This window comes from Streptomyces cupreus (assembly GCF_014257025.1).
GTDB lineage: Bacteria > Actinomycetota > Actinomycetes > Streptomycetales > Streptomycetaceae > Streptomyces > Streptomyces cupreus.
On record NZ_JACMSF010000008.1, the window covers coordinates 18,325 to 33,663 of the forward strand.

15 protein-coding genes are annotated in these 15,339 nt (G+C 70.6%); 6 read left to right on the forward strand and 9 right to left on the reverse strand.

Annotated elements, in window-relative coordinates; all coding sequences use genetic code 11:
- The first annotated feature begins 15 nt into the window (after positions 1 to 15).
- Positions 16 to 1,026: an ornithine carbamoyltransferase gene (argF, locus tag H4N64_RS09860; protein WP_186281821.1), complete on the forward strand. Its 1,011-nt coding sequence runs from the start codon at positions 16 to 18 to the stop codon at positions 1,024 to 1,026.
- Positions 1,027 to 1,032: 6 nt separating this feature from the next.
- Here the strand turns inward: argF and H4N64_RS09865 are convergent, their stop codons facing one another.
- Entirely contained in the window at positions 1,033 to 1,485 is a 453-nt protein-coding gene (locus H4N64_RS09865) for an ATP-binding protein (protein WP_186281822.1), read from the reverse strand.
- 296 nt (positions 1,486 to 1,781) lie between these two features.
- On the opposite strand from H4N64_RS09865, the gene H4N64_RS09870 reads away from it, so the two are divergent.
- Together H4N64_RS09870 and H4N64_RS09875 are read left to right on the forward strand one after the other, a co-directional pair.
- Positions 1,782 to 2,609: an enoyl-CoA hydratase family protein gene (locus H4N64_RS09870; RefSeq protein ID WP_186281823.1), complete on the forward strand. Its 828-nt coding sequence runs from the start codon at positions 1,782 to 1,784 to the stop codon at positions 2,607 to 2,609.
- A 3-nt stretch (positions 2,610 to 2,612) separates the two neighbouring features.
- On the forward strand, positions 2,613 to 4,889 hold the full coding sequence (locus H4N64_RS09875) for a bifunctional salicylyl-CoA 5-hydroxylase/oxidoreductase (RefSeq protein ID WP_186281824.1): 2,277 nt from the start codon (positions 2,613 to 2,615) through the stop codon (positions 4,887 to 4,889).
- A 25-nt stretch (positions 4,890 to 4,914) separates the two neighbouring features.
- On the opposite strand, the gene H4N64_RS09880 is transcribed toward H4N64_RS09875, so the two are convergent.
- The 5 genes from H4N64_RS09880 to H4N64_RS09900 all read right to left on the reverse strand — a co-directional run bounded on the left by H4N64_RS09880 (position 4,915) and on the right by H4N64_RS09900 (position 10,145).
- Entirely contained in the window at positions 4,915 to 6,120 is a 1,206-nt protein-coding gene (locus H4N64_RS09880) for a sulfate adenylyltransferase subunit 1 (protein WP_186281825.1), read from the reverse strand.
- A gap of 2 nt (positions 6,121 to 6,122) precedes the next feature.
- Positions 6,123 to 7,025: a sulfate adenylyltransferase subunit CysD gene (gene cysD, locus H4N64_RS09885; protein WP_186281826.1), complete on the reverse strand. Its 903-nt coding sequence runs from the start codon at positions 7,023 to 7,025 to the stop codon at positions 6,123 to 6,125.
- Entirely contained in the window at positions 7,022 to 7,573 is a 552-nt protein-coding gene (cysC, locus tag H4N64_RS09890; RefSeq protein WP_186281827.1) for an adenylyl-sulfate kinase, read from the reverse strand. The genes cysD and cysC overlap by 4 nt, the downstream gene beginning before the upstream one ends.
- Before the next feature lie 130 nt (positions 7,574 to 7,703).
- Positions 7,704 to 8,525 carry a PaaX family transcriptional regulator gene (locus H4N64_RS09895; RefSeq protein ID WP_186281828.1) on the reverse strand — a complete coding sequence of 274 codons (822 nt, stop codon included), beginning with the start codon at positions 8,523 to 8,525 and terminating at the stop codon, positions 7,704 to 7,706.
- 15 nt (positions 8,526 to 8,540) lie between these two features.
- Positions 8,541 to 10,145, reverse strand: coding sequence for an AMP-binding protein (locus tag H4N64_RS09900; protein WP_186281829.1), 1,605 nt, complete (start codon positions 10,143 to 10,145; stop codon positions 8,541 to 8,543).
- Between the two features lie 145 nt (positions 10,146 to 10,290).
- Between H4N64_RS09900 and H4N64_RS09905 the strand changes: the two genes are divergently transcribed.
- The 3 genes from H4N64_RS09905 to H4N64_RS09915 all read left to right on the forward strand — a co-directional run bounded on the left by H4N64_RS09905 (position 10,291) and on the right by H4N64_RS09915 (position 12,431).
- Positions 10,291 to 11,421, forward strand: a complete 1,131-nt coding sequence (locus H4N64_RS09905) for an acyl-CoA dehydrogenase family protein (protein ID WP_186281830.1) — start codon at positions 10,291 to 10,293, stop codon at positions 11,419 to 11,421.
- On the forward strand, positions 11,418 to 11,816 hold the full coding sequence (locus tag H4N64_RS09910; RefSeq protein ID WP_186281831.1) for a RidA family protein: 399 nt from the start codon (positions 11,418 to 11,420) through the stop codon (positions 11,814 to 11,816). Before H4N64_RS09905 ends, H4N64_RS09910 begins: the two co-directional genes overlap by 4 nt.
- Positions 11,817 to 12,008: 192 nt before the next feature.
- Positions 12,009 to 12,431 carry a DUF6299 family protein gene (locus H4N64_RS09915; RefSeq protein WP_186281832.1) on the forward strand — a complete coding sequence of 141 codons (423 nt, stop codon included), beginning with the start codon at positions 12,009 to 12,011 and terminating at the stop codon, positions 12,429 to 12,431.
- Positions 12,432 to 12,675: 244 nt separating this feature from the next.
- Here H4N64_RS09915 and H4N64_RS09920 read toward each other — a convergent pair whose 3' ends face one another.
- The 3 genes from H4N64_RS09920 to H4N64_RS09930 all read right to left on the reverse strand — a co-directional run bounded on the left by H4N64_RS09920 (position 12,676) and on the right by H4N64_RS09930 (position 15,331).
- A complete protein-coding gene (locus H4N64_RS09920) occupies positions 12,676 to 13,305 on the reverse strand; it encodes a DUF305 domain-containing protein (protein WP_186281833.1) in 630 nt (209 codons plus the stop codon).
- A gap of 75 nt (positions 13,306 to 13,380) precedes the next feature.
- The gene (locus H4N64_RS09925) at positions 13,381 to 13,770 is read right to left on the reverse strand and encodes a DUF6153 family protein (protein ID WP_186281834.1); all 390 of its coding nucleotides are present in this window, start codon (positions 13,768 to 13,770) and stop codon (positions 13,381 to 13,383) included.
- 31 nt (positions 13,771 to 13,801) lie between these two features.
- Positions 13,802 to 15,331, reverse strand: coding sequence for a helix-turn-helix domain-containing protein (locus H4N64_RS09930; protein WP_186281835.1), 1,530 nt, complete (start codon positions 15,329 to 15,331; stop codon positions 13,802 to 13,804).
- Between the last annotated feature and the right edge of the window lie 8 nt (positions 15,332 to 15,339).

The window sequence follows — 15,339 nt, forward strand, 5'->3', positions numbered from 1 at the left end:
CTCTGGAGCGCCCCCATGGCGACAGTCCCGACCGCCCTCGCCGGCCGCCACTTCCTCAAGGAGCTGGACTTCACCGAGGAGGAGTTCCGCGGTCTGATCGAGCTGGCCGCCGAGCTGAAGGCCGCGAAGAAGGCCGGGACCGAGCCGCAGTACCTGCGCGGCAAGAACATCGCGCTGATCTTCGAGAAGACGTCCACCCGTACCCGCTGCGCCTTCGAGGTCGCCGCCGCCGACCAGGGCGCCTCGACGACGTACCTGGACCCTGCCGGCTCGCAGATCGGGCACAAGGAGTCGGTCAAGGACACCGCGCGCGTGCTCGGGCGGATGTTCGACGCCATCGAGTACCGCGGGGACAGCCAGGAGAAGGTCGAGGAGCTGGCCGCGTACGCCGGCGTGCCCGTCTACAACGGCCTCACCGACGACTGGCACCCCACCCAGATGCTCGCCGACGTCCTCACCATGCTGGAGCACACCCCCAAGACCCTGGACGACGGCATCGTCCTCGCCTACCTCGGCGACGCCCGCTTCAACATGGGCAACTCCTACCTGGTCACCGGCGCGCTGCTCGGCCTGGACGTGCGGATCGTCGCGCCCAAGGCGTACTGGCCGAGCGAGGAGGTCGTCGCCGAGGCGCACAGGCTCGCCGAGGACAGCGGCGCCGCGATCACCCTCACCGAGTCCGTGGCGGAGGGCGTCCTGGACGCCGACTTCGTCGCCACCGACGTCTGGGTCTCCATGGGAGAGCCCAAGGAGGTCTGGGACGAGCGGATCAAGGCCCTCGGTCCGTACGCGGTCACGATGGACGTCCTGCGCGCCACCGGAAAGCCGGACGTGAAGTTCCTCCACTGCCTTCCGGCCTTCCACGACCTGGGCACGAAGGTGGGCCGCGAGATCTTCGAGACCCACGGCCTGGACTCCCTTGAGGTGACCGACGAGGTCTTCGAGTCGCGGCACTCGGTGGTCTTCGACGAGGCGGAGAACCGTATGCACACGATCAAGGCCGTGCTGGTCGCGACCCTCGGCTGAGGGAGGCTACGAGGGCCGCCGCTGCGGGGGTATCGCCGGCAGCCTGAACCACACGGCCTTCCCCGACGACGTCGGCCGGTGACCGCAGGACGAGCTCAGCGCGCGGATCAGCAGCAGGCCCCGGCCATGCTCCTGCCAGGGGTCCGGCTCGCCGTCGACCGGGTGGGTGAGGTTCCCCGGCGGCGCAGGGTCCGGGTCGTGCACCTCGACCTGGCAGCCGCTCGGCAGCAGCTCCACCACCAGCTCTATCGGCCCCTCGCCCGCCGTGTGCTCCACGGCGTTCGCCACCAGCTCCGCGGTCAGCAGCTCCGCGGTGTCGCTGTCGGCGGTGTGTTCGAGCTCGGCCAGGGCCGTACGGATCAGGGCACGAGCGACCGGCACCGCCGCGGTGGTGTGCGGCAGTGCGATGCGCCAGGAGGCGGGGGTGGGGAGGCGATCGTGCACGGCGGGTCCGTTCATCAAGCAGGCCGTCGTCCTGCTTTCAACGTTATGAATGGTACGGCGCCGCCCGGCAGAGGCGTCCGGCGGGCACCGCCCGGGACTTTCGGCCCGGTAGCCAGCGGCTTACCCATACGAACGGTCCGCCTCGCGCCGTTGATCCCGTCGTTACGGCCGCGTCGACGAGCCGTGACACCCCGGTCGCGTCCGTGACGTATCGCGGCATCATGACGACAGTCACGGATGGGTGATAACTTCGAGGGGTAGACCTCAGTGAGACAGCGCCGCTCGCAGTCCGCCCGAGGAGGCCGCCCGCCATGAGTCCCTTCACCGGCTCCGCCGCCCGCACCGACCGCTGGCGGCATCTGCGAGTGGACCTCTCCGACGGCGTCGCCACGGTCACCCTCGAACGCCCCGAGAAGCTCAACGCGCTCACCTTCGGCGCCTACGCCGACCTGCGCGACCTCCTGGCCGAGCTGTCCCGGGAGCGGGCGGTACGGGCCCTGGTGCTGGCCGGCGAGGGCCGCGGCTTCTGCTCGGGCGGCGACGTGGACGAGATCATCGGCGCGACGCTGTCCATGGACACGGCCCAGCTGCTGGACTTCAACCGGATGACGGGCCAGGTGGTACGGGCGATCCGCGAATGCCCCTTCCCGGTGATCGCGGCGATCCACGGCGTGGCGGCGGGCGCGGGCGCCGTCCTCGCCCTGGCGTCCGACTTCCGCGTCGCCGACCCCTCGGCCCGCTTCGCCTTCCTGTTCACCAGGGTCGGCCTGTCGGGCGGCGACATGGGAGCGGCGTACCTGCTGCCGAGGGTCGTCGGCCTCGGGCACGCGACCCGCCTGCTCATGCTGGGCGATCCGGTGCGGGCCCAGGAGGCCGAGCGCATCGGCCTGATCAGCGAGCTGACGGAAGAGGGCAAGGCGGACGAAGCGGCCCAGGCGCTGGCCCACCGCCTGTCCGAGGGCCCGGCTCTGGCGTACGCCCAGACGAAGGCACTGCTGACGGCGGAGCTGGACATGCCCCTGGGCCCGGCGGTGGAACTGGACGCCTCGACCCAGGCCCTGCTGATGACGGGCGAGGACTACGCGGAGTTCCACAAGGCCTTCACTCAAAAGCGTCCCCCGAAGTGGAAGGGGCGTTGAGCAATGCCTCCGCTACGCGTGGCGATCATCGGCGGCGGCCCCGGAGGCCTGTACGCGGCCGCCCTTCTCAAACGCCTGGACCCCACCCGGGACATCACCGTCTGGGAACGCAACGCCCCCGACGACACCTTCGGCTTCGGAGTCGTCCTCTCCGACGAAACCCTCGGCGGCATCGAGCACGCGGACCCCGAGGTCTACACGGCCCTGCAACGGGACTTCGTCCGCTGGGACGACATCGACATCGTCCACCGCGAAACCCGCCACACCTCCGGCGGCCATGGCTTCGCCGCCCTCGGCCGCAGGCGCCTGCTGGAGATCCTGCACACCCGCTGCCGGAACCTCGGCGTGGAGCTCCGCTTCGACTCCGAGGCCCCGTACCCCGCCTGGCTGGCCGAGACCTACGACCTGGTCATCGCCGCCGACGGTGTGCACAGCACCACCCGCGAGGCCTACGCCCATGTGTTCCGCCCCCATGTGGCCACCCACCACTGCCGCTATATCTGGCTGGCCACCGACTTCGCCTTCGACGCCTTCCGCTTCGAGATCGCCGAGACCGAACACGGCGTGATGCAACTGCACGGCTACCCCTATGCCCCCGACGCCTCGACCGTCATCGTCGAGATGCGCGAGGAGGTATGGCGGGCGGCCGGCTTCGAGGAACTCGACCCGCAGGAGTCGATCGAGAGCTGCGCCAAGATCTTCGCGGAAGCCCTGCGCGGGCATCCCCTGCGCTCCAACAAATCCGCCTGGACGACCTTCCGCACGGTCGTCAACGAACGCTGGTCCCACGAGAACATCGTGCTGCTGGGCGACGCCGCCCACACCGCCCACTTCTCCATCGGCTCCGGCACGAAGCTGGCCGTGGAGGACGCCCTCGCGCTCGCCGCCTGTCTTGAGGAGCACCCCGACATCCCCGGCGCGCTGAGGGCGTACGAGGAGGAACGCAAACCCGTCGTCGCCTCCACCCAGCGCGCCGCCCGCGCCAGCCTGGAGTGGTTCGAGAACATCGCCCTCTACCTCGGCCAGCCCCCGCGCCAGTTCGCCTTCAACCTCCTCACCCGCAGCCGCCGCGTCACCCACGACAACCTCCGCCTGCGCGACGCCGGTTTCACGGAATCGGTGGAGCGCGCCTTCGGCTGCCCGCCGGGTACGCCGCCCATGTTCACCCCGTTCCGGCTGCGCGGTCTGACCCTGCGCAACCGGGTCGTCGTCTCGCCGATGGACATGTACTCGGCCGTGGACGGACTGCCCGGCGACTTCCATCTGGTCCACCTGGGCGCCCGTGCGCTCGGGGGCGCGGGCCTGGTGATGACCGAGATGGTGTGTGTCAGCCCCGAGGGCCGGATCACCCCCGGCTGTACGGGCCTCTACAACGGCAAGCAGGCCGAGGCCTGGCGTCGGATCACCGACTTCGTGCACACACAGGCGCCCGGTACGGCGATCGGTGTGCAGCTCGGGCACAGCGGGCGCAAGGGCTCGACCAAGCTGATGTGGGAAGGCATCGACGAGCCGCTCCCCGACGGCAACTGGCCGCTCGTGGCCGCGTCCCCGATCCCGTACACACCCGAGAACCAGACCCCGCGCGAACTCTCCCGCGCCCAACTCACCGACCTGCGCGAGCAGTTCACGGCGGCGGCCTGGCGTGCGGCCCGGGCGGGCTTCGATCTCCTCGAACTCCACTGCGCGCACGGCTATCTGCTCTCCGGCTTCCTCTCCCCGCTGACCAACCGCCGCACCGACGCCTACGGTGGCTCCCTGGAGAAGCGGCTGCGCTTCCCGCTGGAGGTCTTCGACGCGATACGGGGCGTATGGCCGGAGGAACGGCCCATGACCGTCCGTATCTCCGCCACGGACTGGGCCGAGGGCGGTACCTGTGCCGAGGACGCCGTCGAGATCGCCCGAGCCTTCGCCGCGCACGGCGCCGACGCGATCGACGTGTCAACAGGGCAGGTCGTGGCCGAGGAGCAACCGGAGTACGGGCGCTCGTACCAGACGCCGTACGCCGACCGCATCCGCAACAGCACCGGCATCCCGGTGATAGCGGTGGGCGCGATCTCGTCGTGGGACGACGTCAACTCCCTGCTTCTGGCGGGCCGTACCGACCTGTGTGCCCTGGCCCGCCCGCACCTCTACGACCCGCACTGGACCCTGCACGCGGCGGCGGAACAGTCGTACGAGGGCCCGGGAGTGCTCTGGCCGGCCCCCTACCGAGCAGGCAGCCGCCGCCCCCGGACAGGCAGAACAGACGCCCCCAAGCCCCGCCTGACGCTCGGGACTTGAGGGCGTCCGCCCGCGGTACGCCGAGTTACAGCTCGACCATCCCCGCGGTAAGCGTCGCCCCGTCCGCCGGGTCGATCACAATGAACGCTCCCGTTCGCCGGGAGACCCCATAGTCGTCCACCGCCAGCGGCTCCGCGGTGCGCAGCACGATGCGGCCCAGGTCGTTCGCCGTGAGCTCCGTCGCGCCCCCGAGATCCTGGACGATCGCCTTCACGGTCCGTGTCGTGTGCCGGACCAGGACCCGGTCGCCCACCCTGAGCGGACGGTCAGCCAGATGGCACACCGCCGCCCGGACCTCCCGCGTCAGCGCCGGCACCGCCACCCCCGCCGTGATCATGTCGCCGCGCGACACGTCCCGCTGATCGGCCAGCCGTACGCTGATCGACTGCGGCGCGTACGCCACGTCCTGGGCGGAGCCGAGCACATCGATGCCCGTGATCTGCGAGGTCTCTCCGGAGGGGTGCACCGTGACCCGGTCACCGACACGCAGCGCGCCGGACACCAACTGGCCCGCGCAGTACCGGGCTTCGCCGTCCCGGATGACGTACTGCACCGGGAAGCGGGCCGGGGCGTCCGCCGCCTCGACGCCGACGGGGACCTCCTCCAGGAACTCCAGCAGGGACGGACCCAGGTACCAGTCCATGTGCGCCGAGCGCTCCACCACGTTGTCGCCGACGAGCGCCGACACCGGGATCGGAGTGAACCCGGGCAGCCCCAACTCGGCGGCGTGGCCCGCGAAGTCCTCGACGATCCGTTCGAACACCTGCTCCTCGTACCCGACGAGGTCCATCTTGTTGACGGCGAGCACGACATGCGGGACCCGCAACAGCCCGGCCACGGCGGCATGCCGACGCGTCTGCTCGACGACCCCGTTCCGGGCGTCCACGAGGATGATCGCCAGCTCGGCCGTGGAGGCGCCCGTGACCATGTTCCGCGTGTACTGCACATGGCCGGGGGTGTCGGCGAGGATGAACCGCCTGCGCGGGGTGGCGAAGTAGCGGTAGGCGACATCGATGGTGATGCCCTGCTCCCGCTCGGCGCGCAGACCGTCGGTCAGCAGCGCCAGGTCAGGGGCGTCCTGACCACGGTTGCGGGACGCGTGCTCCACCGCCTCCAACTGGTCGGCCAGCACCGACTTGGAGTCGTGCAACAGCCGCCCCACGAGCGTGGACTTGCCGTCGTCGACGGAACCGGCCGTGGCGAAACGCAGGGTGTCGATGGTCGTGCTCATGCTTAGAAGTACCCCTCGCGCTTACGGTCTTCCATCGCGGCCTCGGACAGCTTGTCGTCCGCGCGGGTGGCGCCCCGCTCGGTGAGCCGGGACGCGGCGATCTCGGCGATCACCTTCTCGATGGTGTCGGCATCGGAGTCCACCGCGCCGGTGCAGGACATGTCGCCGACCGTGCGATAGCGCACCTGACGCTTCTCGACGGTCTCACCGGCCCTGGGCCCGCCCCACTCACCGGCGGTCAGCCACATGCCGCCCCGCGCGAACACCTCACGGTGATGGGCGTAGTAGATCTCGGGCAGCTCGATCCCCTCCCGGGCGATGTACTGCCAGACGTCCAGCTCGGTCCAGTTGGACAGCGGGAACACCCGCACATGCTCGCCGGGAGCGTGCCGCCCGTTGTACAGATTCCACAGCTCCGGCCGCTGCCGACGCGGGTCCCACTGCGAGAACTCGTCCCGCAGCGAGAACACCCGCTCCTTGGCCCGCGCCTTCTCCTCGTCGCGCCGCCCACCGCCGAACACCGCGTCGAAGCGCTCGGACTGGATCTTCTCCGTCAACGGCAGGGTCTGGAGTGGATTCCGCGTCCCGTCGGCACGTTCGCGCAGCACACCCCGGTCGATGTAGTCCTGTACGGAGGCCACATGGAGCCGCAGCCCATGTGCCGTCACCACACGGTCCCGGTAGTCGAGCACCTCGGGGAAGTTGTGCCCGGTGTCCACATGCAGCAGCGAGAACGGCACCGGCGCCGGCGCGAACGCCTTCAGCGCCAGATACAGCATGACGATCGAGTCCTTGCCGCCGGAGAAAAGGATCACCGGCCGCTCGAACTCGCCCGCCACCTCGCGGAAGATGTGGACCGCCTCGGACTCCAGGGCGTCCAGGTGAGAAAGGCCGAAGGAACTCACACCAGCCCCCGCTCCACCAGCACCGCGTACACGGCGTCCGCGGATTCGCCTGGGCTCTGCTCCTGCGTCCGCAACACCAGCGCCGGGTCCACCGGCGGCTCGTAGGGATCGTCGACGCCGGTGAGACCGGACAGCTCGCCCGAGGCCTGCTTGGCGTAGAGCCCCTTCACGTCCCGCTCGCTGCACACCTCGACCGGAGTGGCGACATGGACCTCGATGTACGGCGTCCCGCTCGCCTCATGACGTCGGCGCACCGCCTCGCGGCTGTCGGTGTAGGGGGCGATCACGGGGACGACGGAGAGCACGCCGTTGCGGGCCAGCACCTCGGAGACCAGGCCGATCCGCTGCACATTGGTGTTGCGGTCCTCCTTGGAGAAGCCCAGGCCCGCGGAGAGGAAGCGGCGTATCTCGTCGCCGTCGAGGACCTCCACGCGATGTCCCTCGGCCTTCAGCCGGTCGCCCAGCAGACGGGCGACCGTCGTCTTGCCCGAGCTCGGCAGCCCGGTGAGCCAGATCGTGGCTCCCTGAGCCCTTGCCGTGGTGGTCATACGCAACAGTCCTCTTTTTCTTACCTGGCATGCGACTCGATGCACGCTAGGTGAGAAATCTGAGAAGAGGAACGGAGGAGCCTGAGGGTTCTCTAAGTGACCGAAGTTGTGGCTGGGATCACAACAGGGATCAGGCGTCGCCCAGCCCGGCGAAGACGGCCCCCGCGTCCCTGAGCCGCGTGTGCAGCGCCCGGAACACCGCCGCCGACCGCACCCCCGGCCAGTCCTCGGGCAGCAGCCGGGCGGGCAGCCCCGGATCGACGTACGGCAGATGGCGCCAGGAGTCCAGGGCGAGGAGGTAGTCGCGGTAGGCCTCCTCGGGCGGGGTGTCCGACCGCTGCTCCCAGGCATGCAGCACGCGCGCGTGGCGGTCGAGGAACGCCTCGTGCTCCTTGGCGACGGCCGCCAGGTCCCACCAGCGGGTGACGGCCTCGACGGTCGGCGCGAAGCCGAGATGCTCCCCGCGGAAGAAGTCGACGTACGCCTCCAGGCGCAGCCGGGCCAGGGTGTGCCGGGTCTCCTCGTACAGCCGCGCGGGCGCGATCCACACGCCGGGCGCGGCGGTGCCGAAGCCGAGGCCCGCCAGCCGGGAGCGCAGGACGTGCCGCTTCTGCCGCTCCGACTCCGGTACGGAGAACACCGCCAGCACCCAGCCCTCCTCGTCGGGCGGCGTGGTCGCGTAGATGCGCCGGTCGCCGTCGTCGAGCAACTGGCGGGCGTCCGGGGAGAGTTCGTAGCCGGCCGCGCCCTCGGCGGTACGGGCCGGCACGAGCAGCCCGCGCCGTTTGAGCCGGGACACCGACGAGCGCACCGAGGGAGCGTCCACGCCCACCGCGGCCAGCAGCCGGATGAGTTCGGCGACGGGCACCGGGCCGGGCACGAAGCGGCCGTAGGCGCCGTAGAGCGTGACGATCAGGGACCGTGGTGCATGCTGGTCGGACACGTTGATCATCTTAGGTCGTCGGCATCACTGCCGGTCACCCGCGGCGTCGGCCGCGAGACGCAGCTTGAACCGCTGGAGCTTACCGGTCGCCGTGCGCGGCAGGGCGTCGAGGAACACGATCTCGCGTGGGCACTTGTACGGCGCGAGTTCCGCCTTGACGAAGGCGCGCAGTGCCTCCGCGTCCCGGCGTGCGCCCGGCCTGAGCACGGCGAACGCCATCACGACCTGTCCGCGCGCCGCGTCGGGTCGGCCCACGACCGCCGTCTCCAGCACATCCGGGTGGCGCAGCAGCGCCTCCTCGACCTCGGGGCCCGCGATGTTGTACCCGGCCGAGATGATCATGTCGTCCGCGCGGGCGACGTAGCGGAAGTAGCCGTCACTTTCCCGGACGTAGGTGTCGCCGGTGATGTTCCAGCCGTGGCGCACGTACTCGCGCTGCCGGGGGTCGGCGAGATAGCGGCAGCCGACCGGTCCGCGCACCGCGAGCAGCCCGGGCTCCCCGTCGGGCTTCTCCCGGCCGTCGGTGTCGACCACGCGCGCGTGCCAGCCGGGGACCGGCACCCCGGTCGTACCGGGCCTGATGTGCTCGTCGGCGGCGGAGACGAAGATGTGCAGCAGCTCGGTGGCGCCGATGCCGTTGATGATGCGCAGCCCGGTCCGCTCGTGCCAGGCCCGCCAGGTGGCGGCGGGCAGGTTCTCGCCGGCCGAGACACAGCGGCGCAGCGAGGAGACGTCGTGCCCGTCGAGGTCGGCGAGCATCGCGCGATAGGCGGTCGGCGCGGTGAACAGCACCGTCACCCGGTGCTCGGCGATGGCGGGCAGCAACTGCCGGGGACCGGCCTGTTCGAGCAGGAGCGCGCTCGCCCCGGCCCGTAGCGGGAAGACCACGAGCCCGCCGAGCCCGAAGGTGAAGCCGAGCGGGGGACTGCCGGTGAAGACATCGCCCATATGGGGCTGGAGCACATATTTGGAGAAGGTGTCCGCTATCGCCAACACATCCCGGTGGAAGTGCATACAGCCCTTGGGCCGTCCGGTGGTGCCCGAGGTGAAGGCGATCAGCGCCACGTCGTCGCAGGCGGTGTCCACGGCGGTGTACGGCGTGCTCGGCGCCGCCCGGTTCAGCAAGTCGTCCGGGGCGTCACCGCCGTAGGTGGCGATCCGCAGCCCGGGTACCTCCGCCTTGGCGAGATCGTCGACGGCCCGGATGTCGCACAGCGCGTGGCTGACCTCGGCCATGTCGCACATCGTGCGCAGCTCGTGCGGGCGCTGCTGGGCCAGCACCGTCACGGCGACCGCGCCCGCCTTCAGCACCGCAAGCCAGCAGGCCGCGAGCCACGGGGTGGTGGGGCCGCGCAGCAGCACCCGGTTGCCGGGGACGACCCCGAGGTCGTCGGTCAGCAGATGCGCGAGCCGGTCGACACGGGCGCGCAGCTCGCCGTAGGTCCAGCTGCGGCTGGAGGCGGTGTGGAAGGCCGGGCGGTCGTCCGGGGGACCGTGCAGCAGCTCGGCGGCGCAGTTCAGCCGTTCGGGGTAACGCAGCTCCGGCAGATCGAAGCTGAGCTCGGGCCATTGGTCGGACGGCGGGAGATGGTCCCGCGCGAAGGTGTCGAGATGCGCCGAGACGTTCATGGCGGTGCGCCCCCTTGCCTGGTGGGCTCCCTGGTGGGCTCGCTCGATGAGCGTATCGTGTTGGTGACGGCAGTCAACTGTGCGCGATACCGTCGAGGGAGTGGCTCTGCGGTCCCGTCGACAGCCGCGGGGAGAGAGGACGGCGATGCCCGCATTCTCACTCGAACCGGAACAGACCGCCTGGTGTGCCGAACTGCGCCTGCTGGCCGCCGAGCGACTGCGCCCGCTCGCCGAGAAGGGTGAGCCCGGCCAGGTCAACCGCCCGCTGATCGCCGAACTGGGCCAACTGGGGCTCCTGCCACGCCTGTTCACCTCCGGCGCCCTGGACCTCTGCCTGATGCGCGAGTCCCTGGCCTACGCCTGTACGGAGGCGGAGACCGCGCTCGCCCTCCAGGGCCTCGGCGCCCACCCGGTCCACGCCCACGGCACCCCGGCCCAGCGCGCGCACTGGCTGCCGAGGGTCGGCGAGGGCACGGCGGTGGCCGCGTTCGCGCTCAGCGAGCCGGGAGCGGGCTCGGACGCGGCGGCGCTGTCCCTCGCCGCCGCCTCCGACGGCCCGTCCGCCTGGCGCCTCACCGGCGAGAAGTGCTGGATCTCCAACGCCCCCGACGCCGACTTCTACACCGTCTTCGCCCGTACGACCCCGGGCGCCGGATCCCGGGGAGTGACCGCGTTCCTGGTGCCGGCCGACCGCCCCGGCCTCACCGGCACCCCCCTCGACATGCTCTCCCCGCACGCCATCGGCACCCTGGCCTTCGACGCGGTCCCGGTGACGGCCGACGACGTCCTGGGCGAGCCCGACCGGGGGTTCCGAGTGGCGATGGGCACCCTGAACCTGTTCCGTCCCAGCGTCGGAGCCTTCGCGGTCGGCATGGCACAAGCGGCCCTGGACGCGGCCCTGACCCATTCCACCCGACGGGACGCGTTCGGCGGCAAGTTGAGGGACCTTCAGACGGTCGCCCACCAGGTCGCCGAGATGGCCCTGCGCACCGAGGCGGCCCGACTGATGGTGTACGCGGCGGCGACGGCGTACGACGAAGGCGCCCCGGACGTCCCGAAGCGCGCCGCGATGGCGAAACTGCTCGCGACCGAGACGGCGCAGTACGTCGTGGACAAGGCCGTCCAGCTGCACGGCGCCCGAGCCCTGCGCCGGGGCCACCTCCTGGAGCATCTGTACCGGGAGGTCCGTGCCCCACGGATCTACGAGGGCGCGAGCGAGGTCCAACGGGGCATCATCGCCAAGGAGTTGTACGCCGACCTGGAGGCCCGTCAATGACAGCGGACCGAATCAACCCGCCCGAGCTGTCCCCGCCCACGGGCTTCTCCCACGCGGTGGTGGCCACGGGCACCCGGCTGGTGTTCCTGGCGGGCCAGACGGCCCTGGACACCGACGGCAAGATCGAGGGCGACACGCTCCCGGACCAGTTCGAGAAGGCGCTGGGCAATCTGCTGGCGGCCCTGCGGGCGGCGGGCGGCACCCCGGCGGACCTGGCACGGGTCACGGTGTACGCGACGGACATCGAGGAGTACCGCGCGCACGCCCCTGAACTGGGCGGTATCTGGCGGCGGCTGGCGGGACGGGACTACCCGGCGATGGCGGTGGTGGAGGTCGTACGACTGTGGGACGACCAGGCGATGGTAGAGCTGGACGGCTTCGCGGTGCTGCCGTAGGGCACGTGATCCGGCTTACAGGGGCGCGGGGCCGTATCGATATGCGGCTCCGCCGCGGCGGGGACAACTCCCGGACGGGTCCACGACGGTCGGCGCGGACTCGCCACCGAAGGAGTGACGATCACCCGCCTGGGCGCGCGCGCCCGGTACTGGTGGAGGCCCCCGAGTACCGCTCACCCGGAAGGTCTCCCCATGCCCGTACGCACCGCCCTCGGCGCAGCCGCCGCTTCCGCCCTGCTGATGCTCGTCGCCCCCGACGCCCCGGCCGACCCGTACGAGACGGTGACCGTCGACCCGACTGCCACCCTCGCCGCCGACGGCACGGTCACCCTCTCCGGCACCTACCGCTGCGGCGTCGGCACGGGCCCGGTGTTCGTCAGCTCCTCGGTGGGCAAGCCCTCGTCGAGTCTGCGCCACGGCATCGGCGGCACCCACGCGATCTGCGACGGCATGGAGCACCGCTGGGAGAACACCGGCAAGCCGTCCCCGGGTTCCCTCGAACCGGGCCCGGCCCATGTGGAGGCGACGCTCATGGAACTGGACTCCAGCGGCGGCCTGCCGTTGCCCCGCTTCCACGCCTCGCAGCAGCAGGACGTGACCTTCGTCGAGAGCTGACCCCACCGGGCCCGGGGGGCGTCAGTGCACGTGCGGCCCCCGGTCATCTGCGGCTTCCCGCGCGGTACGAGGCAGCGCCGTCGTGACGAACTGGAGCTGGACCGGCTGGACGATCGCCGGCGTCCTGACGGTCGTACTTCTCAAGGCCGCGCTTGTGGGCGGCTTCGCCCTACGTCGGAGGAGCCGGTGAGCCCGTCCGGGCTCCGCGCGCGTGCGAGAACGCGACGGAGCCCGGACTACCGCCCTACGAGAGCCGGTCGACGATGGCCTGAAGCTGCTCGACCTCCGCGGACTGGCCCTTGACGATGGTGTCGGCCATCTTCTTGGCGTCGGCGTACTCGCCGTCCTTCTGCTCGTCCTCGGCCATGCTGATCGCGCCGTTGTGGTGCTCGATCATCAGCTCGGCGAAGGCCTTGTCGAACGCGGTGCCCTTGAGGGCCTTGAGCCCTGCCATGTCCGTGTCGGACATCATGCCGTCACCGCCGTGGCCCGAGCCGTGGTCCATCCCCGGCATCGAGTCCGCCGCCGTCGGCCGCTTCCAGGACTCCAGCCAGCCCTTCATCGTCCTGATCTCGGGGTCCTGGGCCCGCTCGATCTGCCCGGCGAGCTCCTTGACCTCCGCGTCGGAGGCCCGTCCGTCGGCCAGCTGCGCCATCTCCAGGGCCTGTTCGTGGTGCGGGATCATCATCTGGGCGAAGGCGACGTCCGCGTCGTTGAAGGCATCGGCCTCGGCTTCGGCTTGGTCCTCGGCCGACTTCGACGCCGAGCTGCCGTGCTCCGTGCCGTCCGTGTGGTCGTCCCCGCAGGCCGCGAGGAACAGGGCGCCGACGGCGGCGAGGCTCGCGGCGGCGAGGCCGCGCTTGATTGCAGTCATGGGTGATCTCACCTTGTGTGTCGTTCCGTTCTTGGGCATGCCGAGTCACGGGCTCACGCCCGTGGAGGATTCGGCCTATTGCCGCAGAACCGACAGTCGGTTGAGATCGGGCCCGCGCGGCGGGGGATTGGGCCGCCCGACAGCGGCGACCTGGGCGAGCAGCCGGGCCAGCCAGTCCCGGTGCCGGGTGAACGCCGACTTCAGCAGCGCGGCGAGCACCCAGGCGCCGAAGAGCACGGCCACGCACAGCGAGGCCATGTCCATCGGCATGGCGGGCTCATGGGTGGACGAGCCGTCCGCCGGGTGGTCCATGGGCGCCGCGTGGGACGCGGTCCGCATCCCGGAATGGGAGGAGTCCTCGGGATGCCCCACGGTATGCATCACGAACACCCCGAGCGCGAGCACGACGACGAGCAGAAACTGCCCGAGGGCACCTCCTGCTCGTACGTACCTGCTTGCTCGCATGGTCCGACACTACCGAATGCGGACCCGGACCTCAGATGTCCCGGAAGATCTCGATCTGCGCGCCGATCGAGTTGAGACGCTCCGCCAGATCCTCGTAGCCGCGGTTGATGACATAGACGTTGCGGAGCACGGACGTGCCCTCCGCCGCCATCATCGCCAGCAGGACGACCACCGCGGGGCGCAGGGCCGGCGGGCACATCATCTCGGCGGCGCGCCAGCGGGTGGGGCCCTCGACCAGGACGCGGTGCGGGTCCAGCAACTGGAGGCGGCCGCCGAGTCGGTTGAGGTCGGTCAGGTAGATCGCGCGGTTGTCGTAGACCCAGTCGTGGATCAGCGTCTTGCCGGACGCCACGGCGGCGATGGCCGCGAAGAACGGGACGTTGTCGATGTTCAGACCGGGGAACGGCATCGGGTGGATCTTGTCTATCGGCGCCTCCAGCTTGGAGGGCCGGACGGTCAGGTCCACCAGGCGCGTGCGGCCGTTGTCCGCGAAGTACTCGGGCGTACGGTCATGGTCGAGGCCCATCTCCTCCAGGACCGCGAGCTCGATCTCCAGGAACTCGATGGGCACCCGGCGCACCGTCAGCTCCGACTCCGTCACCACCGCGGCCGCCAGCAGGCTCATCGCCTCGACCGGGTCCTCGGAGGGGGAGTAGTCGACGTCGACGTCGATGGTCGGCACGCCGTGCACGGTGAGCGTGGTGGTGCCGACGCCCTCGACCTTGACGCCGAGCGCCTCCAGGAAGAAGCACAGGTCCTGGACCATGTAGTTGGAGGAGGCGTTGCGGATCGTCGTCACGCCGTCGTGGCGGGCGGCCGCCAAAAGCGCGTTCTCGGTGACCGTGTCCCCGCGCTCGGTCAGCACGATCGGGTGGTCCGGGGAGATCGACCGGTCAACCTGGGCGTGGTAAAGGCCCTCGGTGGCCGCGATGTCAAGCCCGAACCGGCGCAGCGCGATCATGTGCGGCTCGATGGTGCGCGTACCGAGGTCGCAGCCGCCGGCGTAGGGCAGCTTGAAGGCGTCCATACGGTGCAGCAGCGGGCCGAGGAACATGATGATGGAGCGGGTGCGGACGGCGGCCTCGGCGTCTATGGCGCCCATGTCCAGCTCGGCCGGGGGCACCAGTTCCAGGTCGACGCCGTCGTTGATCCAGCGCGTGCGCACGCCGATGGACTGGAGCACCTCCAGCAGACGGTAGACCTCCTCGATGCGGGCGACCCGGCGCAGCACCGTGCGCCCCTTGTTGAGCAGTGAGGCGCACAGCAGGGCCACGCACGCGTTCTTGCTCGTCTTCACATCGATCGCGCCGGACAGCCGACGGCCGCCCACCACCCTCAGATGCATCGGGCCCGCGTAGCCCAGGGAGACGATTTCGCTGTCCAGGGCTTCACCGATTCGGGCTATCATCTCAAGGCTGATGTTCTGGTTGCCGCGCTCGATCCGATTGACAGCGCTCTGACTGGTGCCGAGCGCCTCGGCCAGCTGCGTCTGTGTCCAGCCACGGTGTTGCCGGGCGTCACGGATGAGCTTGCCGATGCGTACGAGGTAGTCGTCTGCCATGAGGTTGA

Bases quoted from the DNA above. Each gene is read 5' to 3' on its own strand.
- H4N64_RS09870 (WP_186281823.1), top strand. From the start codon at position 1,782: ATGAGTCCCTTCACCGGCTCCGCCGCCCGCACCGACCGCTGGCGGCAT.
- H4N64_RS09925 (WP_186281834.1), bottom strand. From the start codon at position 13,770: ATGCGAGCAAGCAGGTACGTACGAGCAGGAGGTGCCCTCGGGCAGTTT.
- H4N64_RS09895 (WP_186281828.1), bottom strand. From the start codon at position 8,525: ATGATCAACGTGTCCGACCAGCATGCACCACGGTCCCTGATCGTCACG.
- H4N64_RS09865 (WP_186281822.1), bottom strand. From the start codon at position 1,485: ATGAACGGACCCGCCGTGCACGATCGCCTCCCCACCCCCGCCTCCTGG.
- H4N64_RS09900 (WP_186281829.1), bottom strand. From the start codon at position 10,145: ATGAACGTCTCGGCGCATCTCGACACCTTCGCGCGGGACCATCTCCCG.
- cysC (WP_186281827.1), bottom strand. From the start codon at position 7,573: ATGACCACCACGGCAAGGGCTCAGGGAGCCACGATCTGGCTCACCGGG.
- argF (WP_186281821.1), top strand. From the start codon at position 16: ATGGCGACAGTCCCGACCGCCCTCGCCGGCCGCCACTTCCTCAAGGAG.
- H4N64_RS09875 (WP_186281824.1), top strand. From the start codon at position 2,613: ATGCCTCCGCTACGCGTGGCGATCATCGGCGGCGGCCCCGGAGGCCTG.
- H4N64_RS09905 (WP_186281830.1), top strand. From the start codon at position 10,291: ATGCCCGCATTCTCACTCGAACCGGAACAGACCGCCTGGTGTGCCGAA.
- H4N64_RS09880 (WP_186281825.1), bottom strand. From the start codon at position 6,120: ATGAGCACGACCATCGACACCCTGCGTTTCGCCACGGCCGGTTCCGTC.
- H4N64_RS09915 (WP_186281832.1), top strand. From the start codon at position 12,009: ATGCCCGTACGCACCGCCCTCGGCGCAGCCGCCGCTTCCGCCCTGCTG.
- H4N64_RS09920 (WP_186281833.1), bottom strand. From the start codon at position 13,305: ATGACTGCAATCAAGCGCGGCCTCGCCGCCGCGAGCCTCGCCGCCGTC.
- H4N64_RS09910 (WP_186281831.1), top strand. From the start codon at position 11,418: ATGACAGCGGACCGAATCAACCCGCCCGAGCTGTCCCCGCCCACGGGC.
- H4N64_RS09930 (WP_186281835.1), bottom strand. From the start codon at position 15,331: ATGGCAGACGACTACCTCGTACGCATCGGCAAGCTCATCCGTGACGCC.